The following is a 16,672-nucleotide window of genomic DNA, read 5'->3' as shown; positions in this document are numbered from 1 at the left end:
GCGCGGCGGGCGCGGGCTCACTTCACGAGCGGGGCCGGGACGGTCAGGCGGATCGGCCCCCGGGGAGCGCCGCGCTCGAACAGCTCTCCGCGCCGGTCCGCGACGCCGAGGCGCATGAGCCCGTCCGCGCGCAGGAGCGCGAAGGGCGCGCGCGGGGCCGGCGCGTCGCGGGCCGAGCCGCCCCGGCCCGCGTCGAACGGGACGACGAAGACCACGACGTCCTCGGCGGCGGCGGCCGGCGCGCGGGGCGGCGCGGGGCGGGCGCAGCGCCCGGCGACCGTGGCGTTCCTGTCCTCGGCGGCGCAGCGCGCGAGCGCGCGGCGATCGTCGTCGGCGCCGCTCCGCGCGAGGTGGTCGGCGGCCGCGAGGCGGACCGCCTCGGCGGGGTCGCGCGCGAGCAGGTCGCGGGCCGCGCCGCCGTCGCAGCGGGCGCCGGCCACGGTGAGGGCCGCGAGCGCGTTGGCCCGCACGTAGGGGCGCGCGTCGGGCAGCGCCGCGCAGAGCGCCGCGGCCGCGCGGGCCGGCTGCCCGGCGCGGCCCGCGGCGCGCCCGATCGCGCCCGCCGCGTTGCCCGCCACGGCGGCGTCGGGGTCCTTGAGGAGCGGCGCGAGCAGCGGCAGCGCGTCCTTGTCCCCCGCCGCGCCCAGCGACCAGACCGCGTTGGCGCGGACGCCGGGATCCGGATCGCCCGCGAGCTTGCGGAGCGCGGCGGCGGCCTCCGGGTGCCCCGCGAGCGCCTCGGCGATCTTGCGGCGATCGTCGATGGGCGCCGCCGAGGCCATCCGCGCGAGCGCGGCGCCCGCGGCCTGCCCCGGCATGCGCCCGAGCCCCTCGATCAGCGCGTCGCGCGCGGCGTCCGGCGCGCTCGCGATCGCGGCCGCGACCTCGTGGACGAGGCCCTTGCCGCTCGCGTCGCGCGCGGCCTTCGCGTCCGTCGCGCCGCCGGCGCTCCCGGCGTCGTCCGCGCGCGACAGGGCGCCCGAGAGCGCGATGCCGAGCGCGCCGCGGTCCTGCTCCGCCGCGACCGTGAGGCGCTGGAGCAGCGGCCGCGCGCTCCCTGGGCCGGCGACGCGGGAGAGCGCGATCGCCGCCCGGAGGCGCACGTCGGCCGACTCGTCGTCGAGCGCCTCGAGCAGGGCGGCGTCCACGGCCGCGCCGAGCGTCCCCGCCGCGCGCGCGGCCCCGAGCGCCTCGATCACGGCGAGGCGGAGCGGCGTGGAGCGCGCCTTGGCGAGCGGCAGCAGCGCCGCCTGCGCGCGCGGCGAGCCGGTGCGCCCGAGCAGCTGGACGAGGGCGAGCTTCTCGTCGGACGCGGTCGCCGGATCGACGAGCAGGGCGCGCGCGGGATCCACCGCACGCCCGTCGGGCCGCGCTGGATCGAGCAGCGCGGTCGCGGCGCGGATGGCCTCCGCGCGGACCGCGGGGTCGGCGTCGCCGAGCAGCTCCAGCACGCTGGGCAGCGCCGCGGGATCGCCGAGCGCGCCCAGGGCGCGGAGTCCGTGCCGGAGCGGGACGACGCCCCGCTGCATCCCCCGGACGAGCGCGGGCAGCGCTTCCCTCGCCTTGAGCTCGCCGAGCACGAGGGCGGCGCCCGCCGCCGTGTTGGCCGACGGCGCGGCCGAGAGCGCGCCGACGAGCGCGGGGACGGCCGCGGCGCCGGCGCTGACGAGGGCGTCGCGGACCGCGGAGCGCGGCGCCGCGGGGTTGTCCTTCGCGAGCGCCGCGAGCAGCGCCTTCACGGCCGCTTCGGAGCCGATGCGGCCGAGCGCCCGGAGCGCCGCCTCCCGCACGTCGTTGCTCGAGGCGGCGCTGTCGGACGGCCGCGCCCCCGGGAACGCGCCGGCGGCCCCCGGCGACGCCGTGACGAGATCGGCGATCGCGGACGTCGCGTCGTCCGAGCGCAGCCGGCCGAGGGCGGTCACCGCCTCGACGCGCACGTCCTGGGATGCGTCCTGGAGCGCGAGCAGCAGCGCGCTGACCGCGCGCGGGTCTCCGAGCTCTCCGAGCGCGCGCGCCGTGGCCTTGCGGACCTCCGGCACCGAGTCCTGCACCTTGCCGATCAGCGGCACGACCGCGCGCGCGTCGCCGATCCGGCCGAGCGCGCGCGCGACCTCCGCGCGCACCTCCGGCGCGGTGTCGTCGAGGTGGCCGAGCAGCGGCGAGACAGCGTCCGGGAGCCCCGCCGCGCCCATCGCGGTCGCGGCGGCGAGGCGGACGTGCGGATCGGGATCGCCGAGCACCCGCCCGAGCGCGACGACGGAGCGGTCGGTGGGCGCCGCGCGGATCACGTCGCAGGCCGCGAGCCGCAGGCGCGCGTCGCCCTCGCCGAGCCACTCGATCACGAGGTCCCCCGCGCGCGGCATCCGCAGGCGCACGGCCGCCCCGGCGAGGTGCAGCCGCACCTCGACGTCGGGATCGCTCATGCCTCGCTGGATCAGCCGGATCGCCGTCTCCGGGGCGAGCTCGCCGACGCGGGTCGCGGCCAGGCGCCGCTCCAGGGCGTCGCCCGACGTGAGCGCACGCGCGATCTGCTCCGGCACGTTGGGCCAGAGGGTCGCGGCCGCTCCCCCGGGCGACGCGACCGCGGCGGCCGAGGCGGCGACGACGAGCAGGACCTGCGGCAGGCGGCGCAGCGGCGAGGACGAACGGCGCACGGGCCGAGCGTAATACAGCGGGCGCGGCCACGTCATGGCGTTCCAGACGGGCTCGAGCGCCGCGGGGCGACGCGCCGCGGGGCGCGCCGGCCGGGCGCGCCGGCGGGGGACGCCTCCTCACCGCGATCCCGCGCGGAGACCGCGCGCGAGCCGCGCCGGTCCCCGAGCGCTGCCGCAACCGTCCGTGGCGTGCAACAGTCTGGCGAGGTGTCCAACATGATTCCTTTCTCCGTTCTCGACCTAGCTCCGATCGTCCAGGGCGGAGATGCCGCGCAGGCGCTCCGCAACTCGCTCGATCTCGCGCGCCACGCCGAGCGGCTCGGCTATCACCGCTACTGGCTGGCCGAGCACCACAACATGGGCGGCGTCGCCAGCGCCGCGACGTCGATCGTGATCGCGCACGTGGCCGCCGGCACCTCGACGATCCGCGTCGGCGCGGGCGGGATCATGCTGCCGAACCACGCGCCGCTCGTGATCGCGGAGCAGTTCGGCACGCTGGCGTCGCTCTTTCCGGGGCGCATCGATCTGGGCCTCGGGCGCGCGCCGGGCTCCGACCCGATCACCGCCCGCGCGCTCAGGCGCAACCTGGCCGGCGACGCCGACGGCTTCCCCCAGGACGTCCTGGAGCTGATGGGCTACTTCCGCCCGGCGGAGCCCGGCCAGCTCGTGCAGGCCGTGCCCGGCGCCGGGCTCCGCGTGCCGATCTGGATCCTCGGCTCCAGCCTCTTCGGCGCGCAGCTCGCCGCGGCGCTCGGCCTCCCCTACGCCTTCGCCTCGCACTTCTCGCCGGGCCAGATGGCGCAGGCGATCGCGCTGTACCGAAGGGAGTTCCGCCCCTCGGATCGGCTCGCAGAGCCCCGCGTCATGCTGGGGATCAACGTGGTCGCCGCCGGTACCGACGACGAGGCGCGCCGGCTGTGGACCTCGCTCCAGCAGGCCTTCGTCAACCTGCGCCGCGGCCGGCCGGGGCCCTTTCCGCCGCCCGTCGACGACTTCGAGCGCGACCTGAGTCCCCTCGACCGCGCCGGCCTGGAGCAGGCGCTGGCCTGCTCGGTCGCCGGCTCGCCCGAGACCGTGCGGCGGTGGCTGGACGCCTTCATCACCCGCACCCGCGCCGACGAGCTCATCGTGAGCTCGCCGATCTTCGATCACGCCGCGCGCGTGCGCTCGCTCGAGCTCACGGCCGCGGTGCGCGACGAGCTCGCCCGCGCCGGGTGAAGCGCCAGGCCGGTGGCTCAGGCCTGTGCGAGGCGCCAGAAACGGCCACAGCCAAGGAAGAATTTTTCTCCCCGACCACAAAGACGCGTCGCCTCCGGCCAGCCCGAGCCGCCGCCGCACTTTCCGAGCGCCCCCGGGCCCCGTCGCCCCGAAGTTCAGCAATTTCGGTCAGGCACGGCGCGCGGCGCCTCGTTACCTTGCCTCTCGCCGAGGAGGACACCGCGTTGACCGAAGGCGCCGAGAACGCGTATATCGCCAGGTTCCGCAGGGTGCTCGAGCACATCGACGCGCACCTGGACGAGGACTTGACGCTCGAGCGGCTGAGCGGCATCGCCGCGTTCTCGAAGTACCATTTTCACCGGCAGTTCTCCGAGCTGTTCGGAATGGGGGTTCACGAGTACGTGAAGCTCGTCCGCCTGCGGAGCGCGTCCTACCGGCTCGCGCTCCCGGACCGGGAGCACGCCCGGATCATCGATATCGCGATGGCGAGCGGCTACGAGAGCCCCGAGGCCTTCTCGCGCGCCTTCAAGAGAGCGTTCGGGCAGTCCCCCTCCGAGTTCCGGGAGCAGCCCCGGTGGGATCCTTGGCACGCGACCCATGAGCGCCTGAGAGAGACAAGGGCCCTCCCCATGAAGGCCGCTCACCGCGCCGAGGACGTGGCGATCGTGCGGTTCAACGAGACGCGCGTCGCGGCCTTCGAGCATCGCGGCGACCCGAAGCGGATCCTGGAATCGGTGCGCCGGTTCATCGCGTGGCGCAAGGAGAACAAGCTCCCGCCGAGGGTCAGCGCGACCTTCAACATCCTGTACGACGACCCGGCCGAGTCCCCGCCGGAGGCCTACCGCGCGGACCTCTGCGCGGGCATCCACCGCCCCATTGCAGAGAACCCGCACGGCGTCGTCGAGAAGGCGATCCCCGGCGGCCGCTGCGCCGTCCTGCGGCACGTCGGGTGCGACGACACGCTCTACGTGGCGGTGAGGTACCTCTATGCGACCTGGCTCCCCATGAGCGGAGAGGAGCTGCGGGATTTCCCGCTCTTCCTGCAGCGGGTGCGCTTCTTCCCGGAGGTGCCCGATCACGAGGCCGTCACAGACGTCTTCCTCCCGCTCCAGTGAGCTCCCCGTGAACAGACAGGCATCGTCCCTGGTCTTCCCATCCCCCCGACACCGTCCGGAGAAACGAGCATGAATCGATTCGTGGGCTGCCGCAGCCTGACCGTTCGAGACCCGATGAACGACCTCTCGTTCCCGGTCCTCGTGATGTACCCGACGCACGTCCCTGCCGAGGCCGTCGCCATGGGGCCTTACTCGATCGAGGTGGCCTGGAATGCGCCCGTGCACGGCGGCCCTCTCCCCTTCGTGCTCATCTCGCACGGCGGCGGCGGGACGCCGCTCGGGTATCGGACGCTCGCGTCCCACCTCGCACAGAGCGGCTATGTCGTCGCGATGCCCGAGCACCCCGGGGACAACCGCAACGATCGGTCCCTCACCGAGGCGATCGAGAACCTGGAGCGTCGACCCCGGCACGCCCGGCTGGCGGTGGACGCTGTCTGCTCCGACGCGGAGCTCGGGCCTCGCCTGCAGCGCGACGACATCGCCGTCATCGGGCACTCGATGGGCGGCTACACCGCGCTCGCCCTCGCGGGCGGGCAGCCCTGGACGGGGCCGGGGCAGAGGGTCGCGGTCACGAAGGACCCGCGCGTCAAGGCGCTGGTCTTGATGGCCCCCGCGGCGTGCTGGTTCGTGCCCAACGACGCCTTGAAGGACGTCGAGGCGCCCATCCTCCTGCTCGTGGCGGAGCACGACCGCATCGCGCCGAGATGGCAGGGGCAGCTCGTCCTCGACCTCGTCCCCGACCCGAGCCGGGTCACGTTCAAGGTCGTCGAGAACGCGAACCATTACTCGTTCCTGAGCCCGTTTCCTCCCCAGATGCGGCGCCCGGACTTCCTACCCGCGCTCGATCGCGCCGGGTTCGATCGGGAGGCGTTCCAGCGCCAGCTCGAGCGCGACGTGCGCGAGTTCCTCGACACAGCGCTGCGGCAGAGCCCTTCGCCGCCGCCACCACGATAGCCCGTCCCGGAGAAGGCAGGCGACGCGCCGGCGGCCGTGGAATCACCTCACCCCGGATCGAGCCGGTAGATGCGCCCCGTGTTGAACATCACCACATAGATCTCCCCGGCCGCGTCCTCGCCGAACGAGGACGGGAGTCCATTCGGGTTCAACGCCGAGGTCAGCTCGACGGGATCGGTCGCGGCCTTGCCGTCCCACACGAAGGAGAAGAAGCGGCCCGTCACGTAGTCGCCATAGAGGTAGCGGCCGCGCAGGCACGGGATCTTCGCCCCGCGGTAGACATAGCCGCCGATGATGGAGCCCGCCTCGCTCCTCGGGTGCTCGACCGCGGGCGGGAGGCCGCGCGGCTTGCACGTCGCGCCGGGAGGGTAGCAATGGGTACCCTCCATCGCTTCCCAGCCGTAATCGTTCCTGCCCTGGCCCGGGCGCTCCACCAGGATCTCCTCCCAGCTCTTCTGGCCGACATCGCCGATGTACATGTCCCCGGTGAGCCGGTCGAAGCTGAACCGCCACGGGTTCCTGAGCCCGTAGTCCCAGATCATCGGGTCACCGCTCGTCATGTTGCCCGCCGGCGCCTTGCCCGGCTGATCGACGTCGATGCGGAGGATCTTGCCGAGCTTCGAGGTGAGATCGGCCGCGGGGCTCGGAGATCGCGCGGAGTCGCCGATCGCGGCGTAGAGATAGCCGTCCTTGCCGAAGGCAAGCATCCCGCCGACGTGGTTCCAGGCGCCGTGCTTCACGTCGACCAGCGACCTGACCGGCTCGGGATGGGCGGAGTCGCCGCCCTGCGCCGCGCGCTTCCACTCCTCGATCACCACGTTGCCGCGCGGGGCCGACGAATAGTGGAGCCAGAAGCGCCCGTTCTTCGCGTAGTCCGGGTGGAACGCGAGCCCGAGCAGGCCGCCCTCCGCGTTCGGCGCCGGAAAGAACACGCGCGATCGCACGTCGAGGAACGGCGCCTGCTGGACGGCGCCGTCCTTGATGAGCCGGATGATCCCCGTCTTTTCGAGCACGAGGAGGCGCGACGGATCGCCGGGCGGACCGGCCACATACGTCGGCTGGTCGAGCATGCTCGCCACCATGGTGAGCTTCAGCGACGGGACGCCCCCGCACTTCGCCGGGCGAGCGAGCTCCCCGGCGCTCCCGGGCGCCCCCTGCGCCGCGGGGGCGCCTTGCGTCGCCGGCGCCCCCTGCGCGGCCGGCGTGTTTTGCGCGGCGATCGCCCCCGGGCCCCCCTGAGCCGCCTGGACGGGGTTCCCCGCCGCCGCGGCCTGGCCGGGAGGGCCGCCCTCGCGAGGCTCTTCGGGCGGCCCAGCGACCTGCACGCGCCTGTCGCAGGCGGCTACACTGCCTGCGAGCAGGAGGCACCAGGCGGTCCGATGGCACGCTCTCGTCACATAGGCAGCGCGCCCCACGACGCGCCGGTGGCTCGGTCTCTCGGGCAAGCGGGCACCTCCCTCTCCACCTTCATCACGAGAGGCCGCGCCTGGCAAGCCGTGCTCGCGTCGCTGCTGCTGGCCGGCTGCGGCGGCTGCGGCGCGCAGGAGGCGCCCCGGCCCGAGCCTCTCCCCACCCGACCGGACGGGAGCGGCCCGGCGGACGCGGCCACCAAGCGCGCAGCCGGCGCAGGCGATCGCCCCGGCCAAGGCGCGGTCCAGGCGCCCGGAGGCCTGCCGCCGTGCAAGGACGGCGACACCGATCCTCACGATCTCCGCTGCACCGGGCTTTACAGCGACCCCGGCGCGCGCACGATCGCGCCGGGTGTCCGCGAGTTCAAGCCGGCCTTCGAGCTCTGGAGCGACGGCGCCGAGAAGACGCGTTGGATCTACCTCCCTCTGGGCGCGACCATCGATGTCTCCCGGATGAACGACTGGACCTTTCCTGTCGGCACCAGGCTGTGGAAGGAGTTCCGTCTGCCCGTCTCCGGCGCGAGCCGCCGTATCGAGACGAGGTTCCTGTGGAAGACAGCGGAGGATCGCTGGACGCGCGCCACCTACGCCTGGTCGGAGGACGGAGCGAGCGCGACGCAGGTGAAGGCCGGTGTCCCCCACGTCCCCGGCGCCCCCGACTATGCGATCCCGGCGCAGGTCGACTGCATCCGTTGCCACGCTGGCAAGACCGACAACCCGCTTGGCTTCGAGGCGATCCAGCTCGCCGCGCGGGGCGCCAGCGGCCTGACGTATGCCGAGCTCGTCGAGCGCGGCCTCCTGTCGACGACCTCCGGCGGCCCGCTCCCCGACGCGGCCGCGCTCGAGGTGCCCGGGACCGCGACGGAGCGGCGCGCCCTCGGCCTGCTGCACGTCAACTGCGGCGTCTCGTGCCACCACCCGCTCGGCGTCGCGACGCACTTCGAGATGCGCCTCAACATCGACGCTGCCGGCCGGGTGGGCGACGTGCGCGGCACGCGCGTCTACCAGACGGCGATCAACCAGCCCGCGAAGGTCCGCCCGCCCGGGGCGCCGCCGGGTGCCCGCTATGACCGGCTGAGGCCCCTCGATCCGGATCACAGCGCCGTGCTCCGCGCCATGTCCCGGCGCGACGCGCCCGGCGCGCCGCCCGAGCAGATGCCGCCGCTCGCGACCCGGCGCGTCGACGAGGAGGCCGTCGCCGCGGTCCGCGCCTGGATCGAGGCGATGACCCCCGCCGCCGGTTACCCGCGCCCTTCCCCGTGATCGCCCGCCGGGGCGGCCCGGCGCGTCGCGAACACGCCGCCTCGTGGCAGCGCCGCATGCCGCCGTCCGAGGCGCCGAGAGGAAGGGAGCACCGGAAACGCGCGAAGGGAGCCCGCCGGAAACGCCATCGCGCGCGCGCCGGCCCGTGGTGATCGCGGCGTTCGAGCTTCATGCTCCCGGCGGGTCGCAGCGCCGCGCGGCCTCGACCGACCTCGCGCTCGCCGCGCCCACGGCGCAGGCGGATGCCTGCCCTTGCCCGACGAGCGCCCACGACCACGACCGGGGGGAACACGTCACGTGAAGCAGCCGAAAGAGATCAAGACCGCGGAGGGCAAGCTCGGGGTCCTGCTGCCGGGGCTGGGCGCCGTCTCCACGACCACCATCGCGGGCGCCCTGCTCGCGCGGCGCGGGCTCGCAGCGCCCATCGGGTCGCTCACGCAGCTGGGCACGATCCGGCTCGGCCGGCGCACCGACGACCGCGCGCCCAGGATCAAGGATTTCCTGCCGCTCGCGGCGCTCGATCAGCTGGTGTTCGGCGCGTGGGACATCTTCCCCGACAACGCCTACGAGTCGGCGCGGCACGCGGACGTGCTCGATCACCGCCACCTCGACGCCGTCCGCGAGGAGCTGGAGCGGATCCGCCCCATGCCCGCGGTGTTCTACCCGCAGTACGTGAGGCGCCTCCACGGCAACCACGTGAAGAAGGGCGCGAGCAAGGCCGCGATGGTCGAGCAGGTCCGGGAGGATATCCGCGACTTCCTGCGCGAGAGCGGCGCTGCGCGCGCCGTCGCCGTCTGGTGCGGATCGACCGAGGTCTATATCGCGCCAGCGGAGGTCCACTCCTCCGTCGCGCGCTTCGAGGCGGGCCTCGCCGAGGACCACCCGGCGATCTCGAGCTCCCAGATCTACGCGTGGGCCTGCCTGAAGGAGCGCGTCCCGTTCGCGAACGGCGCGCCGAACCTGACGGTCGATTTCCCGGCCGCGTGGGAGCTCGCGAGGAAGCAGGAGGTCCCCATCGCCGGCAAGGATTTCAAGACCGGCCAGACCCTGATGAAGACGGTGATCGCCCCGGGGCTCAAGGCGAGGATGCTCGGCGTCGCAGGGTGGTTCTCGACCAACATCCTCGGCAACCGCGACGGCGAGGTGCTCGACGACCCGGACTCCTTCCGATCGAAGGAGGTCTCGAAGCTCGGCGTGCTCGAGCACATTTTCCAGCCGCACGTCCACGGAGAGCTCTATGGCAAGCTCTTCCACAAGGTGCGGATCGAGTACTACCCACCTCGGGGCGACGCCAAGGAGGGGTGGGACAACATCGATCTCGTCGGCTGGCTGGGCTACCCGATGCAGGTGAAGATCAACTTCCTCTGCCGCGACTCGATCCTCGCCGCGCCCCTCGTGCTCGACCTGGCGCTCCTCCTCGATCTCGCGCAGCGCGCCGGGCTGCGCGGCACGCAGGAGTGGCTGAGCTTTTACTTCAAGAGCCCGATGACAGCGCCGGCCCTGTACCCGGAGCACGATCTCTTCATCCAGTCGATGAAGCTCAAGAACACGATGCGATGGCTCATGGGGGAGGACCTCATCACCCACCTGGGCAACGAGTACTACGACTGATCGCCCGGCAGCTCGGCCTCGCTGCCCTGCTCACGGCCTCGCTGCCCTGCTCACGGCCTCGCTGCCCTGCTCACGGCCTCGCTGCCTGGAAGAAGAGCTCGGTCCCCCCGCCCCCTCGGTGGCGTCACTGCCAGCGGAGGTGCACGTCGACGACCGCGCCCGTCCGCGTCGAGGCGCCCTCCGAGAACGTGAACGAGGCGCGCTCGATCTCGCAGTTGCCGCGCCCGTCACAGCGCCGATCGCGTGCATACGAGAGCTCGATCGCGACGAGCCCGCGCGACGCGAGCGGCTCGAGCTCGCCGGCGCTCGACGCGCGGTTCGCGTCGCGGTCGCTCCAGAGCACGAGCCGCGACCACGCCTCGTCCCGCGCCGTGATCCGGCCGTCTCCGTCGGTGTCGAGCTCGCGGAGCGCGGTGAACCCGTTGTCCGCGCGGGCGCCGCTCGAGAGCACCGTCGCCGAGCCGAACAGCTCCTCGCCGCCGTCGATCGCCCCGTTGCCGTCCCGATCGAACGCGAGCCACGGCGTCGCCGCGGTCGGCCAGTCGGTGGCGATCGTGGCCCCGAGCCCGCTCAGATCGAACGCGCCGCTCATCGCGGTCACGTACTCGACGGGCCGCTGCTCGAAGGAGAGCACGAGCGGCGTGCTGGTGACGCTACCGCCCGCCTGGCACCCGGTCCACATCGCCACCCCATCGACGTTCTCGCACTGCTCGAAGCCCTCTGTCCCGTTGACGGTGCAGCTCCGGGACTCGCCGATCTCGCACGCCGCCTCGGCCTCCTCACCTTCGAGCTCCTCGCCTTCGAGCGCGCCCTCGTCGGTCCCCTCACCACGTTCCCCTTCGGTCGTCACCTGCGCGGCGCAGCCTGTGCCGATCGACCCCGCGCCGAGGAGGAGCGCGAGAGAGGCAATTCCCACGGAACCGGAGCGAAGCATGGTCAGCTTGATGTTCATGGCACAGACCAGGAGCAAGCGTTGCGCCAGCCCCTCGCCGCCCGCTCATCCCATGAAATCCCGGCAATCAGCGCAGCAGGAGGCCTGAAGCGCCCCAATGTGCCACCCTGCGCCAGGAGCACGACGCGAGTCGTGCCAATCTGATCCAACCCGTGGCGCCTGGTGTCCAGTCGGGACGAGTGAGCCTTACCCGCGCGGCGGCGCGTAGAAATCCACGATCCGGATCGGCTCGGTCAGGCGCACGCGCACCCGCGATCGCTCCCCGCGGACGTCGCCGCCGATCTGAAAGCTCGTCACCGGGTCCATCTCGATCGTGACCTCATCCACGAAGTAATCGAACACCGTCTCCAGGTCGTCGAACTCTCCGCTCCAGATGCTCGAGAAGTTCCGCACGAACGTGAACGGCGAGACCACCGACACGCGCAGCTGCATCCGATCCTGGCGATCGTCCGCATAGGGGAACATCCGGAAGCCGAAGCCGTAATAGGGGATCGTCGATAGCGCCGCGATCTTCGCCGGCCCCTCGTAGATGACGCCGCCCTTCTTGATGGGCGCCCCGAGCATCGCCCCCTTCTCGCCGACGCGGATCGCGTCGTTGCCCTCGTTGATGACGCGGCAGTGCGGTGTGCGCCGCACGAGGTAGCTCGGGATCGTCCGCGTCGTCGCGGCGACGGCGTACGCCACCGGCCCCGGCGCGAGCCGCTTCAGCGGGCCGCGCGCGAGCGCCGACTTCACCGCGTTGTAGTCGCGGAGCATCACCGCATCGATCCCGAAGCCGCAGAACGGCGACAGGATGTCCTCGGCCTCCACGAGCCGCAGGTTCCGGCTGCCGGCCTCGGCGCGCAGCCGCTGGAGGTCGACCGCGAGCCCGGGCTTCGCGCCCGCGCCGCCGGACGCGCCGAGCACCCACGCCAGCGAGTTGCCCGTCCCAAGGCGGAGCAGCCCGAACCGCGGCAGCGGCAGCCCGCGCCGCTTCGCCTCGTTCACGACGGCCGTCACCACCACCGTGAACGTCCCGTCGCCGCCGCCCGTGAGGATCGTGCCGTAACCCCTGTCGACGAGGATCCGCGCGATGCCCTCGCTCTCCTCCACCCGCCGCGAGACGAACAGATCCCCCGTGTCAAGGATCTGATCGAGCGTCTCGATCACCTCCGCCGTCACGCTCTTGGCGTTGCCGTTCACCACCACGGCAATGCGGCTGCTCGCGGCGCCTCGCGGCAACTCGCTCGCACGACGCGGCGCATCAGCGACCACGGCCTGGGGGACGTCATCGGTGGGGCCGCGACCGGTGGGCGGAGAGGTCATGTACCGCGATCTACCACGACCCACCCCTGCGCTTGGAGCGCGGGATGACGCGGGACGTGCAGACGTGCAGACGTGCAACCGACAGCCGACCAACCAACCGGCCGGCCGGCGCGCGACGAGCGCCTCGGGCGCGGCCTTCGCCAGACCGCAGCGCCGACCGCGCCGGGGCAGGTGATTGTGGACCGATGTGGCCGACGCGACGCAGCGGCCCGCCCGACGACCACCTTTCCGTGAGGTCCGATAGCGTGCGATGCTCGCTGGTTTTGGCTCCCGGGCCGATCTTGGGTCATGCTGCCCTTCGGGAAAGCGAGGAGCCTCCCCGAAACTTAGTGGACGGGGTGGTCGATTTTTTGGTAAGGCGACGACCTGGCGAGCCAATTGGGCTTGACAGCCGTGCGGGTCTTTACCGCCGCGCGGGCGGCGCGCGCTTGGGCGAAGGGCCGCGACGATCTCGTACCCAGCGGGGGACGCAGCGACATGCCGAAGATCACAAAGCAGGGCAGCTCCGAGAAGGCGACGGGTATGAAGAAGAAGGCCTCTTCGAGCAGCAAGGGGGGCGCAGAAGCTCAGCTTGCGAAGCCCGTGAATCCGGTAATCAAGGAAGATTCGAAATCGGCGTCGAGCGCGTCGAAGCGTAAGCTCGGCCTCCGTGGCGCTGCGCCGTGGGCTGCGCGGCACGCCGCGAAGCACGCGGCCGAGGCGCGGGCCCGGGCCGCGGAGCCGGCGCCCCCTGGCAGCGCCCGGGCGACCATCCGCGTGCCGAGCGGCGCGGAGGAGATCAAGGCGAAGATCGCCGAGCTCCACAACCAGACCCAGAAGATCCGCACGCTCCGCAAGCGGCTCGACAAGGGGTTCTTCGATATCGGGGTGGTGCTCGCCGAGATCCAGCAACAGGAGCTGTATCAGGCGAAGGGCTACGGCTCGTTCGAGGCGTTCCTCGAGCGCGAGATCGACCTCGGCAAGCAGACGTCGTTGCGCCTCATCAAGGTCGCCCACGTCTTCCAGCGCGAGGTGGCCCTCGACTACGGCATGGACCGGCTGTTCGTGGCGCTCGCCGCCCTCGAGGGCGAGGTGCCCAAGCCCGCCCCCTCCGCGATCCCCTCCGCCCCCGGCTCCAAGCCGCCCCTCCCCCTGAAGCCTCCGATGCGTATCGTGGGCTGAGCGGCTCTGACCCGCCCCGTCAGGCGCCAGCGCCTCGCGGGGGGGTGGATCCCGCCGGGCGCTCGATGGGCTCGGGGACGAAGCGGGGGAGGCTCACCCGGACCGTCGTGCCGTCGGCGGCGTGCGCGTCGACATCCACACGGCCCGCGTGCTGGTCGACGATCTTCCGGACGATCGCGAGCCCGAGGCCCGTGCCCGCCGCCTTCGTTGTGAAGAACGGATCGAAGATCTCGGCGAGGATCGTCGGCGCAATCCCCGGCCCCGTGTCCCCGATCGACAGCCACACCTCGTGCGCATCCCCCGACGCGCACGCCCGCAAGACCCCGCCGTCCGGCATCACGTCGAGCGCGTTGACGACGAGGTTCAAGACCACCTGCTTGAGCTTCTCGACGTCGCCCAGCGCGAAGCAGTCGTCCGCGAGATCGCGGACGACCTCGACATGGTGGCTCGCGAACGCCTCCTCCTCGAGGTCGAGCACGTCGCGCACGACGCGGGCCAGATCGACGGGCTCGCGGTGGGGCGCGCGCGGGCGGGCCAGCTCGAGGAACTCGCCGAGGAGCCGGCCCAGGCGGGCGATCTCCGCCTCGACGATGCCGACGCGCCGCTTCATGGGCTCGCGGATCGCCTCGTCGGAGAGGCGATCGATGCCGCGGCTGAGCAGGTGGAGCTCCAGGACCGCGGCGTTCAGCGGGTTCCTGATCTCGTGGGCGAGCCCGAGGGCGAGCGGGGCCATGGCGTTCAGGGCCTCGGCGTCGGCGGCCCGCCGCTCGAGGGCGCGCCGCTCGGTCACGTCGATGCCGATGCCGTAGACGAGGTCGGTCCTGCCGCCGCGCCCGCCGCCGCGGACGCCGGAGAGGTGCCAGCGCACGCGGCGGACCGCGCCCACCGCGTCCCGGACCCCCACCTCGACCTCGGCGGCGGCGTCTCCCTCGACAACGCTCAGGAACGACTGGTTGAACCGGCGCTGATCGGGCTCGTCGACGAGCGCCTCGCAGAACGCCATGCCGAGCGCGGCGTCGCAGGACACGCCGGTCAGCGCGGACAGGCGCGGGTTGAAGAGCGCGACGCTGCCGCCGGCGTCCAGGCCGAGGATGAGCACGTCCGCCGCGTCGATGATCGCCCGGTACCGGCGCTCGAGCTCTTCCCGCTCCCGCTTCAGCGAGATCTTCTCGATCGCCTGGGCCACCGTGGAGATGAGCTCCTCGGGGCGGAACGACTTGAGGATGAAGGCGAAGGCGCCGGCGCGGAGCGCGGCCATGGCGGCGTCGACGGTCGCGAAGCCGGTCACGAGGACGATCTCGCCGTGGGGGGCGGCGGCGCGGAGCGGGGCGATGAGCTCGAGGCCGCTCGCGTCCGGGAGCTTGACGTCGACGACCGCGACGTCGAACCCGTCGCGCCGGGCGGCGGCGAGCCCCTGCTTGCCGTTGGGCGCGAGGGCGACCTCGACGTCGAGCTCGCGCGCTCCCTCGAGGACCTCGCGGAGGTTTCCGGCGAGGCTCGTGTTGTCATCCACGATCAGGATTCGAGCGGGCACCTGGGGTCTCCTGGGCGAGCGGTCCGGCGGGCGGCCCGAGGCGCGGGGCGTCCTTCCGCTTTGGGGTCTTTCCTAAATTGTATGCTATGAGCCGCCGTCATGCGGTTCGTCGATCGGTGCCGTCTGAAGGTGATCGCCGGGGATGGCGGCAATGGAGCGATCGCGTTCCGTCGTGAGAAGTACATCCCGTTCGGCGGCCCCGCGGGTGGAGACGGCGGCCGCGGCGGGGACGTCGTCTTCGTGGGCGACGGAGGCCTGTCCACGCTACTCGACTTCACCTACGCGCGCACGCTCGAGGCCGACAGGGGCGAGCACGGGATGGGGAGCGACTGCCACGGGCGCGCCGGCGCCGATCGGGTCGAGAAGCTCCCCGTGGGGACGCAGATCTTCGATGCGGAGAGCGGCGAGCTGATCGCCGACGTGACCGAGCACGGCCAGCGGGTCATCGTCGCTCGCGGCGGCAAGGGGGGCCGCGGCAACCTGCACTTCAAGTCGCCGCACGACAGGGCGCCGCGCCGCGCCGAGCCGGGCGAGCCGGGCGAGGCCCGCGAGCTCCGCCTCGAGCTGAAGGTGCTCGCCGACATCGGCCTGCTCGGCTTCCCCAACGCCGGCAAGAGCACCTTCGTCGCCGCCGTCTCTGCGGCCCGGCCCAAGATCGGCGACTACCCGTTCACGACGCTCACCCCGATCCTGGGCATGGTCGAGATCGGCGGCGGCGTCCGGTCGGGCGGGTCGAGCTTCGTCATCGCGGACATCCCCGGGCTGGTCCCGGGCGCGAGCGAGGGGGTCGGGCTCGGCATCCAGTTCCTGAGGCACGTGGAGCGGACACGAGCGCTCCTCCACCTCGTGACGCTCGACCCGGGCGAGGGCCGCGAGCCGCTCGCCGACTACCGGGCGCTCCGCAAGGAGCTCAAGAAGTTCAGCCCGGAGATCGCGGAGCGCCCCGAGATCGTCGTCCTGACGAAGGCCGATCTGACCGAGGTGCGCGAGGCCTACCCGAAGCTCAAGGCGCGGTTCGCGAAGGCGAAGGTGAAGCTCCACCTCATCAGCGCCGCGACGGGCGAGGGAATGCCTGAGCTCGTCCGCGAGCTCGCGGCGCTCGCGCGCAAGCGGGAAGAGCCGGCAGAGCAGGAAGGCTGAGCGCCTCCGCCCGGACGGCGGGCGCGGCGCGCACCGACGGCGCGGGGTGAGCGCCGCGGTCTGCGCAGGGTGACACGGCGGAGCCTGCCGGCTCGCTGCGTTGAGCGGGCGCTGGGCTGGGGACGCCAGAGGCGGCGAAGCGCCAGCGCCGGGCGTCCGCTCGTCATCACGCGTCATCAACCATCTTCCGGCACACGGAAAAAGGGGATCACTCGTCTTCGCACGCACAGATACAGGGTGTCCTCAAGTGCGTTGATCATCCACATCCGTCGTTGCTTGGCGCGTTCGTGCGCGCGCGGCATCTGGACAGGAGAGCGAAACTCGAGTCCAATTTACGATCCGGACTCACATATCCT

12 protein-coding genes are annotated in these 16,672 nt (G+C 72.7%); 7 read left to right on the top strand and 5 right to left on the bottom strand.

What is annotated here, in order from left to right:
• Window positions 1–17: 17 nt before the first annotated feature.
• A complete protein-coding gene (locus POL72_RS36800; protein ID WP_272101483.1) occupies window positions 18–2,654 on the bottom strand; it encodes a HEAT repeat domain-containing protein in 2,637 nt (878 codons plus the stop codon).
• A gap of 216 nt (window positions 2,655–2,870) precedes the next feature.
• Here POL72_RS36800 and POL72_RS36795 point away from each other — a divergent pair, with 216 nt between their 5' ends.
• The 3 genes from POL72_RS36795 to POL72_RS36785 all read left to right on the top strand — a co-directional run bounded on the left by POL72_RS36795 (window position 2,871) and on the right by POL72_RS36785 (window position 5,941).
• Entirely contained in the window at window positions 2,871–3,872 is a 1,002-nt protein-coding gene (locus tag POL72_RS36795; RefSeq protein ID WP_272101482.1) for an LLM class flavin-dependent oxidoreductase, read from the top strand.
• 224 nt (window positions 3,873–4,096) lie between these two features.
• On the top strand, window positions 4,097–4,987 hold the full coding sequence (locus POL72_RS36790; protein ID WP_272101481.1) for an AraC family transcriptional regulator: 891 nt from the start codon (window positions 4,097–4,099) through the stop codon (window positions 4,985–4,987).
• Window positions 4,988–5,056: 69 nt separating this feature from the next.
• The gene (locus POL72_RS36785; RefSeq protein ID WP_272101480.1) at window positions 5,057–5,941 is read left to right on the top strand and encodes an alpha/beta hydrolase family protein; all 885 of its coding nucleotides are present in this window, start codon (window positions 5,057–5,059) and stop codon (window positions 5,939–5,941) included.
• 47 nt (window positions 5,942–5,988) lie between these two features.
• Here the strand turns inward: POL72_RS36785 and POL72_RS36780 are convergent, their stop codons facing one another.
• On the bottom strand, window positions 5,989–7,266 hold the full coding sequence (locus POL72_RS36780; RefSeq protein WP_272101479.1) for a PQQ-dependent sugar dehydrogenase: 1,278 nt from the start codon (window positions 7,264–7,266) through the stop codon (window positions 5,989–5,991).
• Between the two features lie 99 nt (window positions 7,267–7,365).
• Here POL72_RS36780 and POL72_RS36775 point away from each other — a divergent pair, with 99 nt between their 5' ends.
• Both POL72_RS36775 and POL72_RS36770 read left to right on the top strand, forming a co-directional pair.
• On the top strand, window positions 7,366–8,613 hold the full coding sequence (locus POL72_RS36775) for a hypothetical protein (protein ID WP_272101478.1): 1,248 nt from the start codon (window positions 7,366–7,368) through the stop codon (window positions 8,611–8,613).
• A 297-nt stretch (window positions 8,614–8,910) separates the two neighbouring features.
• On the top strand, window positions 8,911–10,224 hold the full coding sequence (locus POL72_RS36770; protein WP_272101477.1) for an inositol-3-phosphate synthase: 1,314 nt from the start codon (window positions 8,911–8,913) through the stop codon (window positions 10,222–10,224).
• A gap of 124 nt (window positions 10,225–10,348) precedes the next feature.
• Here POL72_RS36770 and POL72_RS36765 read toward each other — a convergent pair whose 3' ends face one another.
• Together POL72_RS36765 and POL72_RS36760 are read right to left on the bottom strand one after the other, a co-directional pair.
• Window positions 10,349–11,140 carry an SPM autocatalytic domain-containing protein gene (locus POL72_RS36765; RefSeq protein ID WP_272101476.1) on the bottom strand — a complete coding sequence of 264 codons (792 nt, stop codon included), beginning with the start codon at window positions 11,138–11,140 and terminating at the stop codon, window positions 10,349–10,351.
• A 222-nt stretch (window positions 11,141–11,362) separates the two neighbouring features.
• Window positions 11,363–12,481, bottom strand: coding sequence for a diacylglycerol/lipid kinase family protein (locus tag POL72_RS36760; protein WP_272101475.1), 1,119 nt, complete (start codon window positions 12,479–12,481; stop codon window positions 11,363–11,365).
• A gap of 477 nt (window positions 12,482–12,958) precedes the next feature.
• Here POL72_RS36760 and POL72_RS36755 point away from each other — a divergent pair, with 477 nt between their 5' ends.
• Window positions 12,959–13,642, top strand: coding sequence for a hypothetical protein (locus POL72_RS36755; RefSeq protein ID WP_012234436.1), 684 nt, complete (start codon window positions 12,959–12,961; stop codon window positions 13,640–13,642).
• 19 nt (window positions 13,643–13,661) lie between these two features.
• Here the strand turns inward: POL72_RS36755 and POL72_RS36750 are convergent, their stop codons facing one another.
• Window positions 13,662–15,176: a hybrid sensor histidine kinase/response regulator gene (locus POL72_RS36750; RefSeq protein ID WP_272101474.1), complete on the bottom strand. Its 1,515-nt coding sequence runs from the start codon at window positions 15,174–15,176 to the stop codon at window positions 13,662–13,664.
• 99 nt (window positions 15,177–15,275) lie between these two features.
• Between POL72_RS36750 and obgE the strand changes: the two genes are divergently transcribed.
• Window positions 15,276–16,316 carry a GTPase ObgE gene (gene obgE / locus POL72_RS36745; protein ID WP_272101473.1) on the top strand — a complete coding sequence of 347 codons (1,041 nt, stop codon included), beginning with the start codon at window positions 15,276–15,278 and terminating at the stop codon, window positions 16,314–16,316.
• Window positions 16,317–16,672: the final 356 nt, after the last annotated feature.

It is taken from the genome of Sorangium aterium, from assembly GCF_028368935.1.
GTDB classification, from domain to species: Bacteria; Myxococcota_A; Polyangia; order Polyangiales; family Polyangiaceae; genus Sorangium; species Sorangium atrum.
Note: the sequence above shows the minus strand (reverse complement) of the source record. Positions and strands in the feature narration are given on the sequence as shown.